General features: G+C 61.7%; 20 protein-coding genes and 1 pseudogene. 6 read left to right on the top strand and 15 right to left on the bottom strand.

Annotation, left to right across the window (positions count from 1 at the left end; translation table 11 throughout):
- The first annotated feature begins 110 nt into the window (after positions 1-110).
- Positions 111-428, top strand: a complete 318-nt coding sequence (locus AC1Z1G_RS04885) for a DUF3509 domain-containing protein (RefSeq protein ID WP_483625325.1) — start codon at positions 111-113, stop codon at positions 426-428.
- On the opposite strand, the gene AC1Z1G_RS04880 is transcribed toward AC1Z1G_RS04885, so the two are convergent.
- Positions 425-925, bottom strand: coding sequence for a phosphate-starvation-inducible protein PsiE (locus AC1Z1G_RS04880; protein ID WP_483625323.1), 501 nt, complete (start codon positions 923-925; stop codon positions 425-427). The two genes, AC1Z1G_RS04885 and AC1Z1G_RS04880, sit on opposite strands and share 4 nt — an antisense overlap.
- Positions 926-1,211: 286 nt before the next feature.
- Between AC1Z1G_RS04880 and AC1Z1G_RS04875 the strand changes: the two are divergent.
- Positions 1,212-1,451: pseudogene (locus AC1Z1G_RS04875) on the top strand (YebG family protein); the annotation flags it as partial.
- A gap of 154 nt (positions 1,452-1,605) precedes the next feature.
- Here AC1Z1G_RS04875 and AC1Z1G_RS04870 read toward each other — a convergent pair.
- From AC1Z1G_RS04870 to AC1Z1G_RS04855, 4 genes are all read right to left on the bottom strand, one after another.
- Complete coding sequence (locus tag AC1Z1G_RS04870; protein WP_483625321.1) at positions 1,606-2,715, bottom strand: dihydrolipoamide acetyltransferase family protein; 1,110 nt, start codon at positions 2,713-2,715, stop codon at positions 1,606-1,608.
- 28 nt (positions 2,716-2,743) lie between these two features.
- Complete coding sequence (locus AC1Z1G_RS04865) at positions 2,744-3,733, bottom strand: alpha-ketoacid dehydrogenase subunit beta (protein ID WP_483625319.1); 990 nt, start codon at positions 3,731-3,733, stop codon at positions 2,744-2,746.
- The gene (gene pdhA, locus AC1Z1G_RS04860) at positions 3,726-4,820 is read right to left on the bottom strand and encodes a pyruvate dehydrogenase (acetyl-transferring) E1 component subunit alpha (protein WP_483625318.1); all 1,095 of its coding nucleotides are present in this window, start codon (positions 4,818-4,820) and stop codon (positions 3,726-3,728) included. Before pdhA ends, AC1Z1G_RS04865 begins: the two co-directional genes overlap by 8 nt.
- A 103-nt stretch (positions 4,821-4,923) precedes the next feature.
- The gene (locus tag AC1Z1G_RS04855; RefSeq protein ID WP_483625316.1) at positions 4,924-5,943 is read right to left on the bottom strand and encodes a Leu/Phe/Val dehydrogenase; all 1,020 of its coding nucleotides are present in this window, start codon (positions 5,941-5,943) and stop codon (positions 4,924-4,926) included.
- 183 nt (positions 5,944-6,126) lie between these two features.
- Between AC1Z1G_RS04855 and AC1Z1G_RS04850 the strand changes: the two genes are divergently transcribed.
- Both AC1Z1G_RS04850 and AC1Z1G_RS04845 read left to right on the top strand, forming a co-directional pair.
- Positions 6,127-6,930, top strand: coding sequence for a SirB1 family protein (locus tag AC1Z1G_RS04850; protein ID WP_483625314.1), 804 nt, complete (start codon positions 6,127-6,129; stop codon positions 6,928-6,930).
- Between the two features lie 57 nt (positions 6,931-6,987).
- Entirely contained in the window at positions 6,988-7,812 is an 825-nt protein-coding gene (locus AC1Z1G_RS04845) for a class I SAM-dependent methyltransferase (RefSeq protein WP_483625312.1), read from the top strand.
- 21 nt (positions 7,813-7,833) lie between these two features.
- On the opposite strand, the gene AC1Z1G_RS04840 is transcribed toward AC1Z1G_RS04845, so the two are convergent.
- The 4 genes from AC1Z1G_RS04840 to hmgA form a co-directional block, all read right to left on the bottom strand.
- Positions 7,834-9,204 (bottom strand): MFS transporter, encoded by a 1,371-nt coding sequence (locus AC1Z1G_RS04840; RefSeq protein WP_483625310.1) that lies wholly within the window; start codon positions 9,202-9,204, stop codon positions 7,834-7,836.
- A 177-nt stretch (positions 9,205-9,381) separates the two neighbouring features.
- Positions 9,382-10,017, bottom strand: coding sequence for a maleylacetoacetate isomerase (gene maiA / locus AC1Z1G_RS04835; RefSeq protein ID WP_483625308.1), 636 nt, complete (start codon positions 10,015-10,017; stop codon positions 9,382-9,384).
- A gap of 12 nt (positions 10,018-10,029) precedes the next feature.
- The gene (fahA, locus tag AC1Z1G_RS04830) at positions 10,030-11,334 is read right to left on the bottom strand and encodes a fumarylacetoacetase (RefSeq protein WP_483625306.1); all 1,305 of its coding nucleotides are present in this window, start codon (positions 11,332-11,334) and stop codon (positions 10,030-10,032) included.
- A 3-nt stretch (positions 11,335-11,337) separates the two neighbouring features.
- Positions 11,338-12,642: a homogentisate 1,2-dioxygenase gene (gene hmgA, locus AC1Z1G_RS04825; RefSeq protein ID WP_483625304.1), complete on the bottom strand. Its 1,305-nt coding sequence runs from the start codon at positions 12,640-12,642 to the stop codon at positions 11,338-11,340.
- Between the two features lie 164 nt (positions 12,643-12,806).
- On the opposite strand from hmgA, the gene AC1Z1G_RS04820 reads away from it, so the two are divergent.
- On the top strand, positions 12,807-13,601 hold the full coding sequence (locus tag AC1Z1G_RS04820) for an IclR family transcriptional regulator (RefSeq protein ID WP_483625302.1): 795 nt from the start codon (positions 12,807-12,809) through the stop codon (positions 13,599-13,601).
- 499 nt (positions 13,602-14,100) lie between these two features.
- Here the strand turns inward: AC1Z1G_RS04820 and AC1Z1G_RS04815 are convergent, their stop codons facing one another.
- The 5 genes from AC1Z1G_RS04815 to AC1Z1G_RS04795 all read right to left on the bottom strand — a co-directional run bounded on the left by AC1Z1G_RS04815 (position 14,101) and on the right by AC1Z1G_RS04795 (position 18,021).
- Positions 14,101-15,012, bottom strand: a complete 912-nt coding sequence (locus AC1Z1G_RS04815; protein WP_483625300.1) for an SDR family oxidoreductase — start codon at positions 15,010-15,012, stop codon at positions 14,101-14,103.
- A gap of 131 nt (positions 15,013-15,143) precedes the next feature.
- Positions 15,144-16,046: an alpha/beta fold hydrolase gene (locus AC1Z1G_RS04810; RefSeq protein ID WP_483625298.1), complete on the bottom strand. Its 903-nt coding sequence runs from the start codon at positions 16,044-16,046 to the stop codon at positions 15,144-15,146.
- Positions 16,046-16,828: a class II aldolase/adducin family protein gene (locus AC1Z1G_RS04805; RefSeq protein ID WP_483625296.1), complete on the bottom strand. Its 783-nt coding sequence runs from the start codon at positions 16,826-16,828 to the stop codon at positions 16,046-16,048. The genes AC1Z1G_RS04810 and AC1Z1G_RS04805 overlap by 1 nt, the downstream gene beginning before the upstream one ends.
- A 130-nt stretch (positions 16,829-16,958) precedes the next feature.
- Positions 16,959-17,645, bottom strand: a complete 687-nt coding sequence (locus tag AC1Z1G_RS04800; RefSeq protein ID WP_483625295.1) for an LrgB family protein — start codon at positions 17,643-17,645, stop codon at positions 16,959-16,961.
- On the bottom strand, positions 17,635-18,021 hold the full coding sequence (locus tag AC1Z1G_RS04795; protein ID WP_483625293.1) for a CidA/LrgA family protein: 387 nt from the start codon (positions 18,019-18,021) through the stop codon (positions 17,635-17,637). Before AC1Z1G_RS04795 ends, AC1Z1G_RS04800 begins: the two co-directional genes overlap by 11 nt.
- 95 nt (positions 18,022-18,116) lie before the next feature.
- Here AC1Z1G_RS04795 and AC1Z1G_RS04790 point away from each other — a divergent pair, with 95 nt between their 5' ends.
- Complete coding sequence (locus AC1Z1G_RS04790; protein WP_483625291.1) at positions 18,117-19,013, top strand: LysR family transcriptional regulator; 897 nt, start codon at positions 18,117-18,119, stop codon at positions 19,011-19,013.
- On the opposite strand, the gene AC1Z1G_RS04785 is transcribed toward AC1Z1G_RS04790, so the two are convergent.
- Positions 18,994-19,449: a flavodoxin gene (locus AC1Z1G_RS04785; RefSeq protein ID WP_483625289.1), complete on the bottom strand. Its 456-nt coding sequence runs from the start codon at positions 19,447-19,449 to the stop codon at positions 18,994-18,996. The genes AC1Z1G_RS04790 and AC1Z1G_RS04785 overlap by 20 nt on opposite strands.
- Positions 19,450-19,491 lie beyond the last annotated feature (42 nt).

Here is a 19,491-nt window from a genome sequence, read left to right as displayed (position 1 = left end):
CGGACGTTAGTGAAACCTCAGCGAACAGCCTGCCGACGGTCTGGAAAACCGAACCAATCCCGATCACGGCCGGTCAATGACTGCACGATCCAATCAGGCGGTGACGCATTATGGACAACCCTTTCCAACTGATTACCGACACGTTTGCGCCGGACTATCAGATCAACCTGAGCATTCAGGGCCCCGACGGCAGCATCATGCTGACCCTCTCCAACGCCGGGCGAATCGTCGCCAAGCGAATGATCAGCCCCGAGCAACGCAATGACCCGCAACGCTTGCAACGGCTGGTGCAAAGCATTCAGTTCGGCATCGCCATCGAACAGGGTCACAGCGCCATGGCAATCCTCGAAGCCATGACCGACGGCGACAGCCTCAAGCTGCCGCCCCCCTCAGGCAAGAATCCGGTGCCCTTGCCGGCCAGGCTTTAGAGCTCGCCCTTCTCGACTTCCGGGTGCTCGCTGGAACCCGCACCGACCTTGCGTTGCGGGTGCTCGATCTTCACCGACGGAAATTGCGAAGAAGCGTAGCGCACCACCAGAATCGCAAACGCCAGCAGCAGAATCCCGCCGCACAGGTAAATAATGCCGATATCCGGCGGGTTGTGGTGCGAGACGTTGGAGATCAGCAGGCGGGTCAGTGCGGTGATCGCCACATAGATCAGAAAACGCACGGGCATGTGGTTGGTCTTGAAGTAAATCCCGACCATCGCCCCCAGTTCCAGGTAGATGAACAGCAGCAAGATGTCATCGATCTTGATGTGCCCGGCTTCGATCATCTGCAAAAACTCCATCACCGCCGCCCATGCGGTGACCGCACCAATGGCAAACAACGCCAGGTAGTGGAAGGTCTCGACGAAGAGATTGCCCAGTGACTCGGCCAACTGATGGACGTTCTGGCGAAGGTTCTCGGCCCAATTTATTTTCACAGTGGTACTTCCTTAGGTCGATGTGACCGAATCATGCGATTTTGACGTGACGGTTGTTCTGCATGCAGAAAAAAGGCCAGCGGCTATTGGGTAAGATGGTCATGGATTGTGACTGGACACTTTTGTAATGCTTTGGCGGCCCCATCGCGATCACGCTGACAAACCCTGAATTCGGTCTACATTAAAAAGCCACTACCCAAAGCGCAGGGATTCGCTTATCCTTTTCGCTGTATATAAATACAGTAGTCGCAAACGACAACCAATGTGAAGGCATGTGAGGTGGTGAATGGCCGTCGAAGTGGTATACCGCAGCAGCCGAGATCTGGAGCGCTTGTTCATGGATAAAGCCGAAGCTGACCGTCATGACAAAATGCTCGAGCTGGCCGAATTGCTGGCCGAAGTGTTGCAAAAAGCGGTTCCGTCGCTGAGTGAGCAACAGGTGGAAGAGGCTGGGATCTACATGGCGAAAAACCGCGATGTGTTCGCCAAGGCGTTCAAGAGCCAGCCAGACGCTCTTTCAGAATTGCTCAATGTGCCTGTTGAGGCAGTTGAGTCGACTGAATCGGTTGAACCCGATGAACCGACCAAGCCCGCCAAGGCTGCCAAACCAGCCAAGTAAGCAACGCACGAATTGAATAGGCCCTGAGTCCCGGACTCTGGGCCTTTTTCATGCCTGGATTTCAATGCTCCGGCTGCTCCAGCGCCTCGACCAACGCCTTGAAGAACCGCGCCGCCTCGCCGCCCGTCACCACCCGGTGATCGAACGTCAGGGACAGCGGCAGTATCGGATGCACCAGCACTTTGCCGTCCATCGCCACCGGCTCCTCGCGAATCTCCCCGGCCGCCAGGATGGCCACTTGCGGCGGCATCACCACCGGGTTGGCGTAACGCCCGAACAAGGTGCCAAAGTTGGACAAGGTCAAAGTCGCCCCCATCATCTCTTTGGCCGGAATCGAACGCGCCTGCACGTCGGCGCGTAAACGGGTCACGCCTTCTTTCAGATCAGCGGATGAACGATTGCCAACATCGCGCAGCACCGGCACGAACAAGCCGTCGGGGGTGTCCACAGCAATGCCCAGGTCCAGCGTGTCATGGTGTTTGATCGACAGTGACGGGCCATCAAAACCACTGTTGAGTACCGGTTCCACGGCACACGCCGATGCCAACGCCTTGGCCAGACGAATCAGCGGCTCACGCGCATGGCCCCAGCGATGCAGATCGGCGTCGGCGAAGATCGTCACCGGCACCACTTCGGCGTGGGACCTGGCCATGTTCAGCGCCATGCTGCGGCGCACTCCACGCAGCTTCTCCCCACCGAACGTATCACAAGCGGTTTGCGATGCCCGTTCGACGTCGCTGCGGGTAATCGGCCCGTCATGAGCGACGCCTGCGAGTGCACTCAAGTCGACGCCCAATTGCCGCGCCAGTTGCCGCACGGCGGGCGTTGCACGGGCGCTCAGGTGTTCGCGGGTCGACGGCGCCGCACCGATAAAAAAACGGTCGTCGTGAGTGCCGCCACCGCCCTCGAGCCGGCCCACCACCGTACCGGCATCCGCCTCGCCTTCATATCCGAGCAACGGCTCACCGACATGCAGAATGTCACCGGCATCGCCGTAGGTCCTGGCCACCACCCCGTCGTAAGGCGCCGGAATGTCCACCAGTGCCTTGGCGGTTTCCACCGAGACCAGCAACTGATCGGCCTTCACCGTGTCGCCGACCTTGACGTGCCACTCGACGATTTCCGCTTCTTGCAGCCCTTCGCCCAGGTCCGGCAGTTTGAAATATTTCATCGCAGCCTCCCACGCCTCAGGCGCCTCTTTAAAAGTGGTGCAGCAGCACGCGATCGCAGGCATCCAGAATGTCTTCGACACCCGGCATGTACAGCGACTCCAGCCGATACAGCGGTGGCGGAATGTCAGGTGCGGTGACCCGCAGAATCGGTGCCTGTAGATCGAGCAGCACCCGTTCGTAGAGACTGGCGGCGATTTCCGCGCCGACGCCGCAGGTGCGCGGCGCTTCGTGGACGATTACGCAGCGGCCAGTCTTGCGCACTGACGCTTCAAGGGTGTCGAGGTCCAGAGGCTTGATGCAGGCGACGTCGATGACCTCTGCCGATACGCCCCGCACGGCCAGCGCATCGCCAGCCTGCAAGGTTTCCAGGACGCTCGCGCCCCAACTGATCAGGGTGATATCGCTGCCCTCGCGCAAGGTGAAACAGGTATCGAGCGGCAGGCGTTTACCGTCGTCGATTAACGGCTGTGGATTCATCCGATAGAGCCGCGTCGGTTCAAGGAAAACCACCGGGTCCGGGTCGTCGATGGCCGCCAGTAACAGGCCATAGGCCCGTGCCGGTGAAGAAGGAATCAGCACACGCACTCCGGGAATGTGTGCGAACAACGCCTCGGTGCTTTCGCTGTGATGTTCCGGTGCGCGAATCCCTGCGCCCATCGGCGTGCGCAACACCATCGGGCAGGTGATGCGCCCCCGTGTGCGGTTGCGCATGCGGCTGGCGTGGGACACCAGGTGTTCCATGGCGGCGTAGATGAAGCCCATGAACTGGATCTCCAGCACCGGTTTCAAACCCTGCGCCGCCATGCCCACCACCAGCCCGCCGAGCATGGTCTCGGCCAGCGGCGTGTCAATCACCCGCTTGAAGCCGAAACTGTCGCGCAGCCCCAGGGTGGCGCGAAAGACACCGCCGTTCACGCCCACGTCTTCACCCAGCACAATGACGTTTTCGTCTTCGCGCATGGCCCGGTGCAACGCCAGGTTGACCGCCTCCAGCAACGTCGCCTTACCGTTACTCATGGTCGGCCCCTCCCACGTGCCGCGCCGCACGCTCGAGCAGCCACTCGCGCTGCTCGGCCAGGGCTTGCGGCCACCGGGCGTACACGTGATCCATCACTGCCCCCGGAGGCTGAAGGCCGGCGGCCTCGAAGTTATCCACCGCCACTTGCACCTGCCCCTGGCACTCGGCAATCAGCGCCTGTTCGCGCCCCTCATCCCACACACCCTGCCCCACCAGAAACCGTTGCAGGCGTTTGATCGGCTCTTCAAGCCAGGCCTGCTTGACCTCATCGGCGGGGCGATAGCGCGTTGCGTCGTCCGCCGTGGTGTGATCGCCGAGGCGATAACTCACACACTCAAGCAATACCGGGCCTTTGCCGTGGCGCGCGCGTTCGAGGGCGATTTGCATCCGGTCATAGACCGCAAGTATGTCGTTGCCGTCGACCTGTTCGCCATGGAACCCGGCACCGATGGCTTTCTGGGCCAGGGTCGGCGCGCCGCACTGAATCCGCCGTGGCACCGAGATTGCCCACTGATTGTTGTTGACCACGAACACCACCGGCAACTGCCACGCCCCGGCGACATTCAGCGCTTCAAGGAAATCGCCCTTGCTGGTGGCACCGTCGCCGCAGGTCGTAACGACGACGCGATGCTCGCCGCGAATCCTGAACGCACTGGCCACCCCGCAGGCATGCAACGCCTGGGTGGCAATCGGCACACAGATCGGGAAGTCCTCGGCCGCCGCCGGGTCGGCAAAGTCGCTGCCGCGCTCGTCACCGCCCCAGTACAACAGAATCTCCTCCATGCGCACCCCGCGCATCAATTGCACGGCGGTGTCGCGGTAATACGGTACCAACACGTCTTCTGGACGCATCAGGCTGCCGACCGCCACCCCGATCGCCTCTTGGCCGAGGGTGGGCGCGTAGGTGCCGATGCGCCCGGTGCGTTGCAGGGCGACGGCTTTCTGGTCGAACAGACGGGTCAGCACCATCTGCCGATAGAGGCGGGTCAAGGTATTGAAGTCATCGGCCCAGGCCGGCAAATCGCCGAGCAACTGGCCATCAGGGGATAAAAAACGGGTATAAGGCAGCTCCACCTTGTGGGGCATCACAGGGCTCCTGGCACGCCGGATAAGCGCGCAGTGGTCGGGCCCCGCGCTTGTGGCGCAAGGCTCTAGGGGAGCACGTTTGCCGGTTCGGGCCTGCGCTCCTTCAGCGATACAGCACGCGTTCCGCCAGGTCGTCCGCGACCCGTGCCGGTGAACGCTTTTCCGCCTGGGCGTGGGCAAACACCTCAGTCAACCGCGAGCTGATCTTCGAAAGGTGCGCGGTGATGGTCGGCAAGTCCTCGCCACGGTGTTTGAGCGAGACATAAATCAGCCCGCCGGAATTGATCACGTAATCGGGCGCGTAAAGAATTCCGCGATTCTCCAGTTGATCGGCCACATGCAGGTTGGTCAGTTGATTGTTGGCCGAGCCCGCCACCGCCGAGCAGCGCAACTGCGTGACGCTATGGCTGTTGAGCACGCCGCCCAGGCCGCACGGCGCGAGGATGTCGCACGGGGTGCTGAGCAGCGCATCGTTGGCAATCGGGTGTGCCCCCAGTTGTTCCATGGCCAATTGGACTTTGCCGTGGTCGATGTCACTGACCAGCAACTCGGCGCCCGCCGCATGCAATTGCTCAGCAAGGGCGAAACCGACATTGCCCAGGCCCTGGATCGCCACGCGCAACCCTTCCAGGTTGTCGCTGCCCAGGCGCGCCATGGCCGTGGCCCGAATACCGGCGAACACGCCCATGGCCGAATGCGGCGACGGATCGCCCGACGCCGTGGTACTGGTGACATGCTGGGTTTGCTGGGCAATGCAATCCATGTCGGCAACCGACGTGCCGCTGTCGATGGCGGTGATGTAGCGACCGTCGAGCTGCTCGACGCAGCGGCCGAACGCTTCGAACAAAGCCCCGCGATTTTCGACGTGAGGCGGGCGAACAATCACCGCCACGCCGCCGCCCTGAGGCAGGCCGGCCAGCGCAGCCTTGTAGCTCATGCCCTGGGCCAGGCGCACAGCGTCCATGACAGCGCTTTCGTCGTCAGGATAGGCAAGGTAACGACAACCTCCCAGGGCGGGCCCCAGACGGCTGCAATGAATGGCAATCACCGCCTTCAACCCCGTGACCGGATCAACGCTCAGGTGCAGCGATTCAAGGCGAGTGCTTTGCATGAGAGCGAACATCGTAAGGCCCTCGAAACACTTCTTGTAGTCGCCAGTATAGGCTTGCGCCAAAATATTGCTGGAGCGCGCAGGCATAAGCCGCCCACCGATTCAGGCTTTAAGACATAACCTGCAACACGCTATGTCCGGCACTGGACGAATGCCGGCCACGGGGCTAAAACGAGGCATTCGCCGGAGATTTTAATGAAACCCCGCCAAGCTTTTTTCGACTGCCTGCAACGCTCTCCCCCCGCGCTCCTCGAGGCTGCGCTGTGGATCGCTGCCGAACACGATCCCGAGGTCAAACCCGAAGCGCTGCTGGCGGGCTTTAAAGACTTGCAGCAACGGGTCAGCGTCGGGCTACCGATGCTGCCGGTCAGCGAGTTGGGTCAACCCTTGCTGCGGCGCATGAACGACTTGGGTTTCCAGCAGGACGAGTACACCCCACTGCGCCCTCAGGCGGCCCTCCTCCACACAGTACTGGAACGTCGGCGCGGCCAACCCCTGGCGCTCGGGTTGATTGCACTGGAACTGGCCCGACGGCTGGAGATCCCGCTGGTCGGGGTGAACTTTCCGGGGCACTTTCTGTTACGGGTGCCGGGCGCCGACCATCTGCTGGACCCGTGCGGCGGCCGACGCCTGTACCCCGGCGATTGCCGTGAACTGCTGCAACGCCAGTACGGCCCGAACATGCAACTCAATGCTGATCACCTGCTCACTGCCGAACCGGTGCAGATGCTCCAGCGACTGTCGCGCAACCTGCGCCAGTTGCACCTGGCCAACGAGGACAACATCGGCGCACTGATCGACGCCGAACGGGTGCTGGAACTCGGTAACGCCAGCGCCAGCGACTACCTGGCCCGCGCCAGCCTGTACCAACGGCTCGACTGCCCGAATGCCGAGCGCTATGACCTCGAACATGCCCTGCTACTCAGCGACGACCCGATTCAGCGGATCCGCCTGACCGAACGGCTCGGGCACCTGCCTCCCAATTCGATTGTGCATTGACGCCCCAAATGCTCCACTCCCGTTCGACCTTTTTGCGCCACCAAGGATGAGGCTGTCATGAGTTCCCCGTCACCCGCTGAACGCTTCCTCGAAGACTTCCATCAACGCAAGCCCGGCACCACCAGCGCTGCGTTCGCCCATTTGCGCAGCGAGCGCCATGAGTCGTCCTATGCCGCGCTGACGGCCACCCTCGCCACCCAGGCCGCACCCGTGACCGTGCTGGACCTGGCCTGCGGCAACGGTTACTTGCTCAAACTGCTCGAGGAACGCGACCCCGGCAGGCTCAACCTGATCGGCGTGGACATGAGCCAGGCTGAACTGGACGCGGCACGTTCAGCCCTGCCGCCCACTGTGCGCCTGCTCAAGGAACGCGCCCAGGCCTTGTCGATTGCCACCGCCAGTGTCGACGTCGTGGTGTCGCATCTGGCGCTGATGTTAATGGATGACATCGAACAGGTGCTCGGCGAGATCCACCGCGTGCTGCGCAAGCACGGCAAGGTCGCGGCCATTGTCGGTCGCGGCTTTCTGAGGGGGCCGTTGGGCGAAGCGTATTTTCAGGTATTTCGCCAAGTGGCCGAACAGGATGCGCTGGCGCGTTTGCCGATGGGTGACCCACGCATGCGCACCGAGGCCGGTTGGCTGGCGCTGTTCAGCAAGGATTTTGACCGCGTGACGTTTGAAGACATCGACGTGGCGTGGCACCCGGACTTCACCGAACTCTGGGGTTCACTCAGCCAAACCTACGACGTCGACCGGTTGACCCCGGCCGCCAGGGTGCAATTGGAGGAGCGCTTCAAGGGGTCGATCTTCCACCTGGAGCAACCGGATGGCCGCTATTCGACCGGTTGGGGGCTGCGCCTGATCCAGGCCCGCGCCCGCTGACGGGGCCTGGAGCGAGGTGCCTCAGGGTTTGGCCGTTACGCCCAGGTCCTTGCGGGCATCAGGTGCAACACTTGCAACGTCCACCGGCGAACGCACCTGAATGATCAGCAACGCAGCGATCACGGCCGGGATCGCACAGAAGAAGAAAATCTGCTGCACCGGGATGTGCATCGCCAGCAGCATGCCGCCAAACAACGGCCCGAGGATCGAACCGAACCGGCCGACACCCAACGCCCATCCGGTGCCGGTAGCGCGGACGTGGGCCGGGTAGAAGTTGCTGGCAAACGCATTGAGGGTCAATTGACCGCCGATGATGCAGAACCCTGCGGCAAACACGAACGCCACCAGATAACGCGGATTGTCGTGGTTCAACCCCAGCAGAATCGTGCACACCGCCGCCGCGGTCAGCACCGCCGACAACAGGCGCACCTTGCGCTTGAGACGGTCGGCAAACCAGGCCATGCCAATTGCGCCAAGGGTGCCGGCAAACAGGAACATAGAGGTCACAAGGTTGGCTTCGTTGAGCGTCAGGCCGCTTTCGAGCAACAGCGTGGGCAGCCAGCTGATCATGAAATACAGCAGGATCAGGCTGACGAAAAAGGTCGACCAGATCAGCAATGTCGGCCGCGCATAACCATGGCGAAACAACTCGATTACGGTCAGTTTACTGCCCTGCTCCTGCGCATTCTGTTGCACTGAGGCCAGGGGCGGCTGCCAGTCTGGCAGCATGCGTGCGGTGACATTGCGCAGCCGTGCGTACGGCACCGGGTCACGCAGCAAACGCGGCAGGGATTCAGGCAGGAACCAGACCAGAAACGGGAACAACAGCAACGGCGTGACGCCGCCCGCGAGGAACACCGCTTGCCAGCCAAAGCTGTCGATAAACCCTGCGGCGACAAAGCCACCCGCAGCGCCGCCAAACGAGAAGCCGCAGGCCGCGAGCGTGACCATCAGCGTGCGCAGGCGCGGCGGCGAATACTCGGACATCAACGCCATGGCGCTGGGCATCGCGCCGCCCATGCCAATGCCGCAGATAAACCGTGCCGCCATCAGCGTGTTCAGTGAGTCGGCGAACACCATCAGCACTGTCAGGCTGGCGTAGATCAGCACGCAGCCCAGCAAAATACGCCGCACGCCAAAGCGATCGGCCAACGGCGTGACCGCCAGTGAACCGAGGGTCAGGCCCAGCAGGTTGGCGCTGAACACCGGGGCGAACGCGGCTTTTTCCAACCCCCAATCCTGCGCCAGCGCGGGCACCACATAACCCAACACCTGCGCGTCATAGCCGTCAGTCACCAGCAACAACGCCAGGAGTAAAAGGAGCAGCCACTGATAACGCGACACCGGACGGGCGTCGAGTGCCGCCCGAAAGCTGGCAATCTGATTGTGCATCGCAAGGTACCTTTTTTGTTTTTATGGTCGGTTGAAAGCTGTGACGCCCATGATTCAAATGATCACTTGTGGCGAGGGAGTTTGCTCCCGCTGGGCCGCGAAGCGGCCCCAATAGAGGACTGCTGCTCATGTGGCGGGAACAAGCTCCCTTGCCACACAAGCAATCAGTACTCTTCTTTAAGGAGTGTCGGGTTGGTTGGATGGATGGGCCTTGATGAAGGCAGGGTGTGTCGCGGCCAAAGCCGCAACCCGGCGAATGCGGGGGTACGCCTCAAGGGAGATATTGAAGCGCTCGGCCGCATATAGCTGTGGGATCAAGTACACATCGGCCAGCCCCGGCGCGCTGCCAAAACAGTAACCCTCATCGCCAATCAACTGCTCCACCGTCGCCAGCCCCTGAGTGACCCAGTGACCGATCCACTGCACCACCTGCGGCTCGTCGTGACCGAGTTGGCGTAGCTGATTGAGCACGCTGACGTTGTGCAGCGGATGGATGTCGCAACCGATCAACGCCGCCACCGCGCGCTCGTGCGCACGTTTGGCGAGGTCCTTGGACAACAGCGGCACCTGTGGATAACGTTCCTCCAGGTACTCGATGATCGCCGGGGACTGGATCAACAAATCACCCTCATCGGTACGCAAGGCCGGCACCCGGCCTTGCGGGTTGATCTGCAAATAGGCCGGTTGCTTGTGCTCGCCACCCTGCGCTGCGATCAGGTTGATCGGCAGCGCCTGGTAGTCCAGCCCTTTGAGCGCCAGGGCAATGCGCACCCGAAAGGATGAGGTCGAACGGTAATAGGTAAAGAGTTCCATGGCCTGAACCTCTCAGCGTGCAGGCAGGATCTTGCCGCGGCATTCACCGAAACCGATGGAGGCAAAACCTTCACGGTTGCAACGGGCCCGCAGGATGATTTCGTCGCCGTCTTCAAGGAACTTGCGCACCTCGCCCGACGCCAACTCGATCGGCTTTTTGCCGCCTTCGGTGATTTCCAGCAGGCTGCCGAATTGACCGTTCTCAGGGCCCGACAAGGTGCCCGAACCGAACAGGTCACCGGCCTGCAACTGGCAACCGTTGACGCTGTGGTGCGCAACCATTTGCGCCACGGTCCAGTACATGTGGCGAGTGTTGCTCAAGGTCAAACGATGCGCCGGCAGGTTTTGCTCGCGCATGGTTTCGGTGAGCAGCAGCACTTCCAGTTCGATGTCGAAGGCACCCGCTGCCTGATCGCGTTTGTCGAACAGGTACGGCAGTGGCTGCGGGTCACCTTCCGGGCGCGCCGGTTGGGCACGGCGGAACGGCTCCAGGGCTTCAGCGGTGACAACCCACGGCGAGATACTGGTGATGAAGCTTTTCGACAGAAACGGGCCCAGCGGCTGGTATTCCCAGGCCTGGATGTCGCGCGCCGACCAGTCGTTGAGCAGGCAGAAACCGGCGATGTGCTCGGCAGCGTCGCCGATGGCAATCGAATCGCCCATATCATTGCCCTGACCGATCCAGATCCCCAGCTCCAGTTCGTAGTCCAGACGGGCGCAAGGACCAAAGGTCGGTTCGGTCTGACCGGCTGGCAGGGTCTGGCCTTTCGGACGGCGCACGTCAGTGCCGGATGGACGAATGGTCGAGGCGCGGCCGTGGTAGCCGATCGGCACATACTTGTAGTTAGGCAGCAGCGGGTTGTCCGGGCGGAACAGCTTGCCGACGTTTTGCGCGTGCTCGATACCGACGTAGAAGTCGGTGTAATCGTTGATTTTCGCCGGCAGGTGCATCACGCAATCCGCCGCCAGTGGCAGCAGTTTCGCGCCTTGGGCTTCGATCTTGCCGTGCAGGGTGCTGCCTTCGGCGAGCAACTCCAGCAGACGCTCGCGCAGGGCCACGCGGGCACCACGACCGAGGTCGAAAAAGGCGTTCAACTGACCGCCACGGGTCGCTTCGACGGCGGCGCGTGCGGCCCCGTCAAACAGGCCCACGTCCAGCGCCGCTTCCAGATCGAAAATGTGCTCGCCGATGGCGACACCGCTGCGTGGCACCGAACCCTGGGTGCTGAACACGCCCAGCGGCAGGTTTTGCAGCGGGAAATCAGCGTGGCCATTGGCGGAGGTCACCCAACTGCGAGTGGGGGTGGTCTGAGTCATGGGTTATCTCCGGTTCGGGTTGAAAGTGGCAGGCAGCGAGGCCCAGCAAGCATCGTAGTTGTTTTGCAATTGTGGGCAATCCAGGGCGAAACGACTCGGGCGCAGGACCTGGCTGGTTTCGAACATGAACGCCATGGTGTTGTCGATCTTCGCCGGGGCGAGTTCGACGTTGATGGCCTTGGTGCAGGTTTCGCCGTCCGGCCCGTGAGCGCTCATGCAGCTGTGCAGCGACGCGCCGCCCGGCAGGAAACCTTCGGCCTTGGCGTCGTAGGCGCCCTGGATCAGGCCCATGAACTCGTTCATCAGGTTGCGGTGGAACCACGGTGGACGGAAGGTGTTTTCGGCCACCATCCAGCGTGGCGGGAAAATCACGAAGTCGAGGTTGGCCAGGCCATGAACACTGGTCGGCGACGTCAAGACAGTGAAAATCGACGGGTCCGGGTGATCGTAGCTGACGGTGCCGATGGTGTTGAAACGACGCAGGTCATATTTGTACGGCACGTTGTTGCCGTGCCAGGCGACCACGTTCAGCGGTGAATGATCGAGCTCGCAGCCCCACAGTTCACCGAGGAATTTCTGCACCAGGGTGGTCGGTTGCGCAAGGTTTTCATAATGGGCGACCGGGGTCAGGAAGTCCCGTGGATTGGCCAGGCCATTGCTGCCGATCGGCCCGAGGTCCGGCAGGCGCAGCGGCGCGCCATGGTTCTCGGCGATGTAGCCGCGAGCCTGCGGGTCGAGCAACTCGACGCGAAACTTCAGCCCGCGCGGCAGCACGGCGATTTCCAGCGGCTCGAGGTCCAGCACGCCCAACTCGGTGGCAATGCGCAAACGCCCCAGCTCCGGCACCAGCAGCAACTCGCCGTCGGCGTTGAAGAACACCCGCTCCATCGAGCGATTGGCGCGGTAGTGATAAATGCTGATCCCGGCCGGTTTTTCCGAACCCGAGTTGGCGGCCATGCTGACCAGACCGTCGATGAAATCGGTCGGTTCGGCAGGAATGTCCAGCGGGTTCCAGCGCAGGCGGTTAGGCGTCACTTCGCCCAGCGGGCCACCGGCCAGTTGCCGCTCCAGCTTGACGAACGCCGGGTGATTGGCCGACGGCTGGATGCGGTACATCCAGGTGCGTCGCGCTTCACTGCGGACCATGGTGAACGCAGTGCCGGAGAACAGTTCGGTGTAAAGACCGTAAGGGGCTTTTTGCGGGGAGTTCTGGCCGACGGGCAGTGCGCCGGGCAACGCTTCACTGCTGAATTCGTTACCGAAGCCTGACTGATAAGCCAGCGCTGGCGCCGTTGAATCGAGGTTCATGGAGCCTCCTGAACAGGGAGTAGGCCGTGGCCACGGCTCCCTTTTCGAAAGTCTCGGCACGCCTGGGTTATTTTTATCGTAATTCGATTACGCATAACGTAATTTGATTGGTATTGACCGTCAAGCTATAAAGGCGCCCATTCATCTCCCGATATGACTGAACCATGGCAACCAGCGACAGCAACGGTAAACAGAAAGTCCGCTCGGCCGAGGTCGGCACGGACATCCTCAAGGCGCTGGCCGAGTTATCGCCGTCGACATCCTTGTCACGGCTGGCCGAACACGTGCAGATGCCGGCGAGCAAGGTTCACCGCTATTTGCAGGCGCTGATCGCCAGCGGTTTTGCCGAACAGAACACCGCCACCAACCACTACGGCCTGGGCCGCGAAGCCCTGCGTGTGGGGCTCGCTGCGCTCAACAGTATGGACGTGCTGAAAGTCGCCGCCCTGCCCTTGGCGGAGTTGCGCGACGAGTTGAACGAAACCTGCTTCCTGGCGGTATGGGGCAATCAGGGCGCGACCGTGGTGCATATCGAACCTGCCGTGCGGGCGGTGACGGTGGTGACACAACTGGGGTCGGTGTTGCCGCTGCTCAGTTCATCGACCGGGCTGGTGTTCAGCGCATTTTTGCCAAGCCGCGAAACCATCGATCTACGCGAACGGGAGATCCAGGCCAGCACGTCCCATGCGCTGGCCGATGACCAAGCGTATGCCGCGATGTGCGAACAAATCCGCGCACGAGGCCTGCACCACGTACATGGCTTATTGATGCCGGGGGTGGACGCGCTGTCAGCGCCGGTGTTCAACGCCGTCGGCAATGTCGCTGCGGTGCTGACCATTGTCGGGCCGACATCGCTGTTCCACGCCGATGAAAACGGCCCGGCGGCCCAGCGATTGCTGGCGGCGACACGGGCCGTGAGTTGGCGGATGGGGTTTGATTCGGGCGCGCCCGGCGCGTGATCTGATCACCGAGCCGCCCTTTCGCGCGCCACTGACGCGCTCCCGTCATCGCGGCCTCGCAGCCGACAACACTCAACTCATTCCCCCCTATGAGCCCACGTCTGCGCGAAAGAACAAACGCAGACTCGCTGGCTGCATGACGGTGAGTGCAAGAAATGGATAACCCGAAAACACCTGCTACCGTTACGGGGCAGGCCGACCGGCACACTGTTGCTCAGGCTGTAAAAGTCCTTGTCCTGATTGGCTATTTTTCCTGTGGGAACAAGGCCTTATTCTTGCCTGGCTTTCACGGCAAACCGCCCTGCAAGCGCCAGCGCAGACCGTGTGCTGCGCACTGGAATTCAGACTGATTGGCCGCACCGTTTCAATCCGTCGCCCTGTGTTCACTGACGTTGATTGGTAGCTCCTGGATCTAACGTCTTACCTTGGCCGCTGCGTTTGCAGCGGCCTTTTTTATGCCGTTTGATAAACCAAAGGGGTCAATGCCCAAGCGCAGCGTTCAAACCGAATACCTCTGCAAATTCCCCATCATTTCCTTCAACGCTTCAATGTTGTCCCTAGGGTGCGCTGCGCCTTCGAAGTCGCAGATCTGCTGCCAGTGCGCCGCGACCTCTTCCGGGGAGAATCCGGTTCGTGGATCGAATCCGGCACCGAGGCTGCGTTCCCAGCGCACTTTGCCCATCCAGCCACCGCCGACTTCGAACAGGCCTGCGGTTTCCTGGCACTGTTCGCTGGCCAGGTACACCACCAGAGGGCTGACCAGTTCCGGCTTGAGTTGATCGAACACCTGCGGCGGGATCAGGCCTTCGGTCATGCGCGTGCCGCCAGTGGGGGCAATCGCATTGACCAGGATGTTGTGCTTGCGACCTTCGATGGCCAGGGTGCGGGTCAAGCCATACAGACCGAGTTTGGCCATGCCGTAGTTGGACTGGCCGAAGTTGCCATAGATGCCGGACGTCGACGCGGTGAAGATCACCCGGCCATAGTTTTGCTCACGCAGGTGCGGCCAGGCGGCGCGGGTGACTTTGTAGGCGCCTTCGACATGGACGCGATAAACCTGGTCCCAGTCGCTATCGTCCATTTTGTGAAAGGTCTTGTCCCGCAGAATGCCCGCGTTATTGACCACCACATCGACGCGGCCAAACACATCAAGGGCATGCTGTACCAGTTTGTCACCGTCGGTGACCGAGTCGTAGTTGGCCTGCGCCGTGCCGCCCGCCTCGCAGATCTGCGTCACCACCCGGTCTGCCGCACTGGCGTTGGCGCCTTCACCTTGCGCCGAACCACCGAGGTCGTTGACCAGCACCTTGGCGCCCTGCCTTGCGAACAACAACGCGTGGGCCCGTCCCAGACCGCCGCCTGCACCGGTGATAATCACGACTTTATCTTCGAAGCGTACAGACTCATTCATAGGGAACTCCAGCAGGCCAGGGACAAGGAACCCGAGTGTCAGGCACTGCACGGTGGCTCACAATGAACAGCCGTGGGGCTGAATGCTGTGCGATAAGGCGAGGGGATGATGAGGGCGTTCACCCTGACTAATCAGGAGCAGGCGGCCCTGCGCGGGGGAGACACCAAGTCATCGCGAAACGTCAGGTAATGCATGAGCACCTGCACCGGCGCTTCAATCTGCGGGTAATGGCCAATGTCCGGCAACAGCACAGTGTCAGGGGTGGGAATCAACTGCCGATACCGCTCGACCATGTGCCCGCCGGAAATCGGGTCGACCTCGCCATCGATCACCCTCAGCGCAATATCGCCGCGCTGCATGGCGCTCACCCAGCGTTCCCGATGGGTGCGGCGCTCGGGAATGTAACCGATCAGCTTATGCATGATCCGGGGGCCGTGGTTACTGTCGATCAGGCTCCAGAAGTCATCCAGTTCACTCTCGCTCGGCCGGGTTTGCGGACCGAAGATCTGCCGGAAACTTTTCACCAACCCCTCACGGCTGAACGCCCGGCCGATCATCCAGCCCAATGGGCTAAGCAGCAATTTCTGGGTCAATACCGGGCGATGGGTTTCGGGGAACAGGCCACCGTTGAGGAACACACAACTGGCAATCTCGACACTCGCTTCGTAGTGCCGGGCCAGTAATTCCTGGGCCACGCTGTCGCCGTAATCGTGAGCCAATAGATGCAGCGGTTGATCGACGCCCAGATGGGCCAGCAACGCCTGTTGCAAATCGGCCTGTTCCAGCAGGCTGTAGGCATGGTTCAGCGGTTTGGCCGAATCGCCGAAGCCGAGCATGTCGCAGGCGATCACCCGATACCGTTGCGCCAAGGGCTGCCACAGGTAATGCCAATCCCAACTGGCGGTGGGAAAGCCATGGATCAACAGCAACGGCTCACCCTGCCCCGCCACCCAATAGCGGATGTTCTGGCCGCGGAACACAAAGTCCTGCCCGCGTTTGCGCCAGACGCACAGCGGGATTTCGGCGAGTGGCATTAGAGTTTGAAACCCGGGTCTTGTTGATCGAGTTTGCGCAGCAGCGCCGGCCAGGCCAGCGCACCGCCCATGCCTTGAGCGCTTTTGGTCACACCGGCAATCATTGCTTTGGCGCCCGCCAGAATCTGCGGTGCGATGGCGATCAGTTCGGCACCACCGTTCTGCGCCAGGACCTGGATATCGCAGGCGCGCTGGAAGGTGAACATCATCAGAAAAGTGTCGGCGATGCTGCCACCACAGGTCAGCAGACCGTGATTGTGTAGCATCAGGAAATTGTTTTCGCCGAGGTCGGCTTGCAGCCGGGCCTTTTCCTCATGGTTCAGCGCGACACCTTCGTACGCGTGATAGGCCAGGCTGGACAGCACAAACAGTGATTGCTGGCTGATCGGCAGCACGCCCTGCTTTTGCGCCGAGACCGCGACACCCGCTGCGGTGTGGGTGTGCAGCACGCAGGCTACGTCATGCCGCACCTCATGCACGGCACTGTGAATGGTGTAACCGGCCGGGTTGATTTCGTAAGGACTGTCCATCAGTTTGCGGCCGCTTTGATCGACCTTGACCAGGCTCGATGCGGTGATCTCATGAAACATCAGCCCGAACGGATTGATCAGGAAGTCTTCAGTCCCCGGCACCTTGGCGGAGATGTGCGTGAAGATCAGGTCGTCCCAGCCATGCATCGCTACCAACCGATAGCAGGCGGCAAGGTCAACGCGGGTCTGCCACTCGGCGGCGCTGACCTGGTCTTTCACACTCGGTGTCGATTGGACGGGGGCTACGCTCACGGCAATGACCTCTGTTCTTATAGTTTTAGGCGGGTTCTGGCAGTTTAGTCAGCCGTTGCCCCAAGCGGAGTTTCATTGACAGCCAGCTTACTGGCCGAGCGAGTCAGCCCCTCGCCTGCACGACTGACTGTCAAAGCACAGACGCCAGTAAAGGGGCGGCGAACAGGTTCAGCAACCCGGTCAGCACCATCACCAATCCGGCCACCGAGCCTTCTTCACCGCCCACTTCATGGGCACGGCTGACCCCGGCGCCATGGGCGCCCACCCCGAACAACGCGCCACGGGCCAAGGCACTGCGCAACGGCAACCACTTGAGCAGCACGCCACCGAGCAGGGCCCCGAACACGCCGGTGAACATCACAAACACGGCGGTCAGCTCCGGTACGCCACCCAAGTCGTGGGCCAGCGGCATGGCAAACGGTGTGGTGATGGAGCGCGGCACCAGCGACATCGTCACCGAGGTGTCCAGTGCCAGCAGCTTGGCCAGGCCGAATGAGCTGCCAATCGACGCCGCGCTACCCGCGACCATCCCGAGTAACAACGCCGACCAATGGCGCACCAGCAATTGCCGCTGCTGCCAGATCGGCACGGCGAAGGCGACCGTCACCGGCCCCAGAACCAGCATCAGCCAATGGGTGTTGCTGGAATACTCGGCATACGCGGTGTGCAGCGGCACCGCCAGTGCCAGCAACAGTGCTGGCACCAGAATCAGCGGCGACAGCAAGTACCGGCCGGTGCGCCGGTAGAGCCAGCGGCTGAACACATAGGCGCACAGGGTGAACACCAGCCAGAACATCGGCATCAGCTCAAGCTTCATGGCGCAGCCTCCAGCGACAGACCCACTCGACGGTGAACGCTGTGACCAGCATGACCGTCAGCGTGCTCACACCGATCACTAACAGAATCCGCCAGCCGTCCTCACGCAACAGGTGGCCATAATCGAGCAGGCTCATCAGCGCCGGGATAAAAAACAGCAGCATCTCGGCCATCAGCAACCCGGCGCCCAATTGCAGCGCCGCCGGTTTAACCCAGCCGAAAGCGAAGGCCAGCAGCAACAACGCCAATCCGACCACACCGCCCGGAATCGGCCAGGGCAACCACAGTGCCAACTGACAACCGCACTCATAAATCGCCAATAGCACCGTTAGTTCAGCCAACAGGCGACCCACGTATTTCATCGTTGAAGCGTTCATTTTTCGGTCCTCGCAGGCGCTCATTTTAAGGAGCCCACTGCCATCCCCGAAGCGAATTGTTAGACTCGTCACCATTCCAAAATGGAATCAGGCACATGGAATTCAAACAGCTGCGCAGCTTCGTCGAAGTGATTCACCAGGGCGGTTTTACCCAGGCCGCCAAAACGCTGCACATCAGCCAGTCGGCGGTGAGCAAGCAGGTCGCCCAACTCGAACAGAGCCTGGGCACGTTGCTGCTCGAACGCCTGGGCTCACAGATTCGCCTGACCGCCGCTGGCAGCGTGGTGCTGCAACGCGCCGAAGGCATGCTGCGCCTGCGCAACGAACTGCTCAGCGAACTGGACGACTTGAGCCAACTGGCACGCGGGGAATTGCGCCTGGGCCTGCCGTTGCTGGGCAGCGACGCGCTGTTTGCGGGCCTGTTCGCCGAGTACCGACGGCGCTACCCGAACATCAGCATTCAGTTACTCGAAGGCGGGAGCCTGAACATCGAACAGGCAGTGTTGAGCGGTGAACTGGAACTGGGTGGCAGCCTGTTGCCCAAGGATCCGCAGTTCGCGTTCCAGCCGTTTTGTGATGAGCCTCTGGACGCGTTGCTGCCCGCCGACCATCCCTTGGCGATGCACAGCGAGGTTCGGCTGGAGGCCTTGGCGGACACGCCGTTTCTGCTGTATCAGCGCAGTTTCGTGCTCAACGACCGGTTGCTTCAGGCGTGCCAGCAACTGGGCTTCACGCCCAAGGAAGGCGGACGCAGCGGTCAGGCGGATTTTCTGGCGGCGCTGGTGGCGGCCGGTCAAGGCGTGGTGTTGCTACCCAGCGTAGTGGCGCGGGGGCTGGTCAGGCCCGGGGTGGTGCGCCTGACCTTGCAGGCGCCCGACTACTTGCGCTGGGACATCGCGTTCATCTGGCGCCAGGGCGCCTACCTGTCCAAAGCCGCGCAAGCCTGGCTGGCGCTGCTTCGCGAGCGTCCGGTCAACCGCGCAGTGCGGTGATCAACTCTGCCAGCCAAGGCTCGGCATCGGCCTCCGGGGTAACGCTTTCGCTGGCGTCCAGGCGCAGCATGGGCAGTACTTCGCGCAGGCCCAGCTCAGCGAACAACTCTCGCATCTGCTCCCCGCCACCGCAGAACGTATCGCCATAACTGGCATCGCCCAGGCCGATGACTGCACCCGGCAAACCACGCCAGGCAATAGGCAGTTGATCGCGAATCGTCGAATACAGCGGTTGCAGGTTGTCCGGCAGCTCGCCCATGCCGGTGGTCGACGTCACGGCCAGAAAGGCCTGCGGGCCAAACGCCTGGACATCGACGAGAGTGGCGCGGGCGTTGTGCCACGCCTCGAAACCTGCGGCGTTGAGAAGTTTGGCAGCGTGCCGGGCGACTTCTTCAGCCGTGCCGTACACCGAGCCGGAAAGGATGGCGACTTTCATCAATCTGATCCTGAAGCTGACTAAAAGCCTGGGATATTAACA

It is taken from the genome of Pseudomonas sp. JL27(2026) (genome assembly GCF_056933555.1).
This window is presented reverse-complemented; position numbering and strand designations above follow the sequence as displayed.

What these genes read in the sequence shown, in the direction of transcription:
- AC1Z1G_RS04820 (WP_483625302.1), top strand. Translation starts at nt 12,807, where the DNA reads ATGGCAACCAGCGACAGCAACGGTAAACAGAAAGTCCGCTCGGCCGAG.
- AC1Z1G_RS04800 (WP_483625295.1), bottom strand. Translation starts at nt 17,645, where the DNA reads ATGAAGCTTGAGCTGATGCCGATGTTCTGGCTGGTGTTCACCCTGTGC.
- AC1Z1G_RS04790 (WP_483625291.1), top strand. Translation starts at nt 18,117, where the DNA reads ATGGAATTCAAACAGCTGCGCAGCTTCGTCGAAGTGATTCACCAGGGC.
- hmgA (WP_483625304.1), bottom strand. Translation starts at nt 12,642, where the DNA reads ATGAACCTCGATTCAACGGCGCCAGCGCTGGCTTATCAGTCAGGCTTC.
- pdhA (WP_483625318.1), bottom strand. Translation starts at nt 4,820, where the DNA reads ATGCCCCACAAGGTGGAGCTGCCTTATACCCGTTTTTTATCCCCTGAT.
- AC1Z1G_RS04795 (WP_483625293.1), bottom strand. Translation starts at nt 18,021, where the DNA reads ATGAACGCTTCAACGATGAAATACGTGGGTCGCCTGTTGGCTGAACTA.
- AC1Z1G_RS04885 (WP_483625325.1), top strand. Translation starts at nt 111, where the DNA reads ATGGACAACCCTTTCCAACTGATTACCGACACGTTTGCGCCGGACTAT.
- AC1Z1G_RS04810 (WP_483625298.1), bottom strand. Translation starts at nt 16,046, where the DNA reads ATGCCACTCGCCGAAATCCCGCTGTGCGTCTGGCGCAAACGCGGGCAG.
- maiA (WP_483625308.1), bottom strand. Translation starts at nt 10,017, where the DNA reads ATGGAACTCTTTACCTATTACCGTTCGACCTCATCCTTTCGGGTGCGC.
- fahA (WP_483625306.1), bottom strand. Translation starts at nt 11,334, where the DNA reads ATGACTCAGACCACCCCCACTCGCAGTTGGGTGACCTCCGCCAATGGC.
- AC1Z1G_RS04840 (WP_483625310.1), bottom strand. Translation starts at nt 9,204, where the DNA reads ATGCACAATCAGATTGCCAGCTTTCGGGCGGCACTCGACGCCCGTCCG.
- AC1Z1G_RS04845 (WP_483625312.1), top strand. Translation starts at nt 6,988, where the DNA reads ATGAGTTCCCCGTCACCCGCTGAACGCTTCCTCGAAGACTTCCATCAA.
- AC1Z1G_RS04865 (WP_483625319.1), bottom strand. Translation starts at nt 3,733, where the DNA reads ATGAGTAACGGTAAGGCGACGTTGCTGGAGGCGGTCAACCTGGCGTTG.
- AC1Z1G_RS04855 (WP_483625316.1), bottom strand. Translation starts at nt 5,943, where the DNA reads ATGTTCGCTCTCATGCAAAGCACTCGCCTTGAATCGCTGCACCTGAGC.
- AC1Z1G_RS04815 (WP_483625300.1), bottom strand. Translation starts at nt 15,012, where the DNA reads ATGAATGAGTCTGTACGCTTCGAAGATAAAGTCGTGATTATCACCGGT.
- AC1Z1G_RS04785 (WP_483625289.1), bottom strand. Translation starts at nt 19,449, where the DNA reads ATGAAAGTCGCCATCCTTTCCGGCTCGGTGTACGGCACGGCTGAAGAA.
- AC1Z1G_RS04850 (WP_483625314.1), top strand. Translation starts at nt 6,127, where the DNA reads ATGAAACCCCGCCAAGCTTTTTTCGACTGCCTGCAACGCTCTCCCCCC.
- AC1Z1G_RS04870 (WP_483625321.1), bottom strand. Translation starts at nt 2,715, where the DNA reads ATGAAATATTTCAAACTGCCGGACCTGGGCGAAGGGCTGCAAGAAGCG.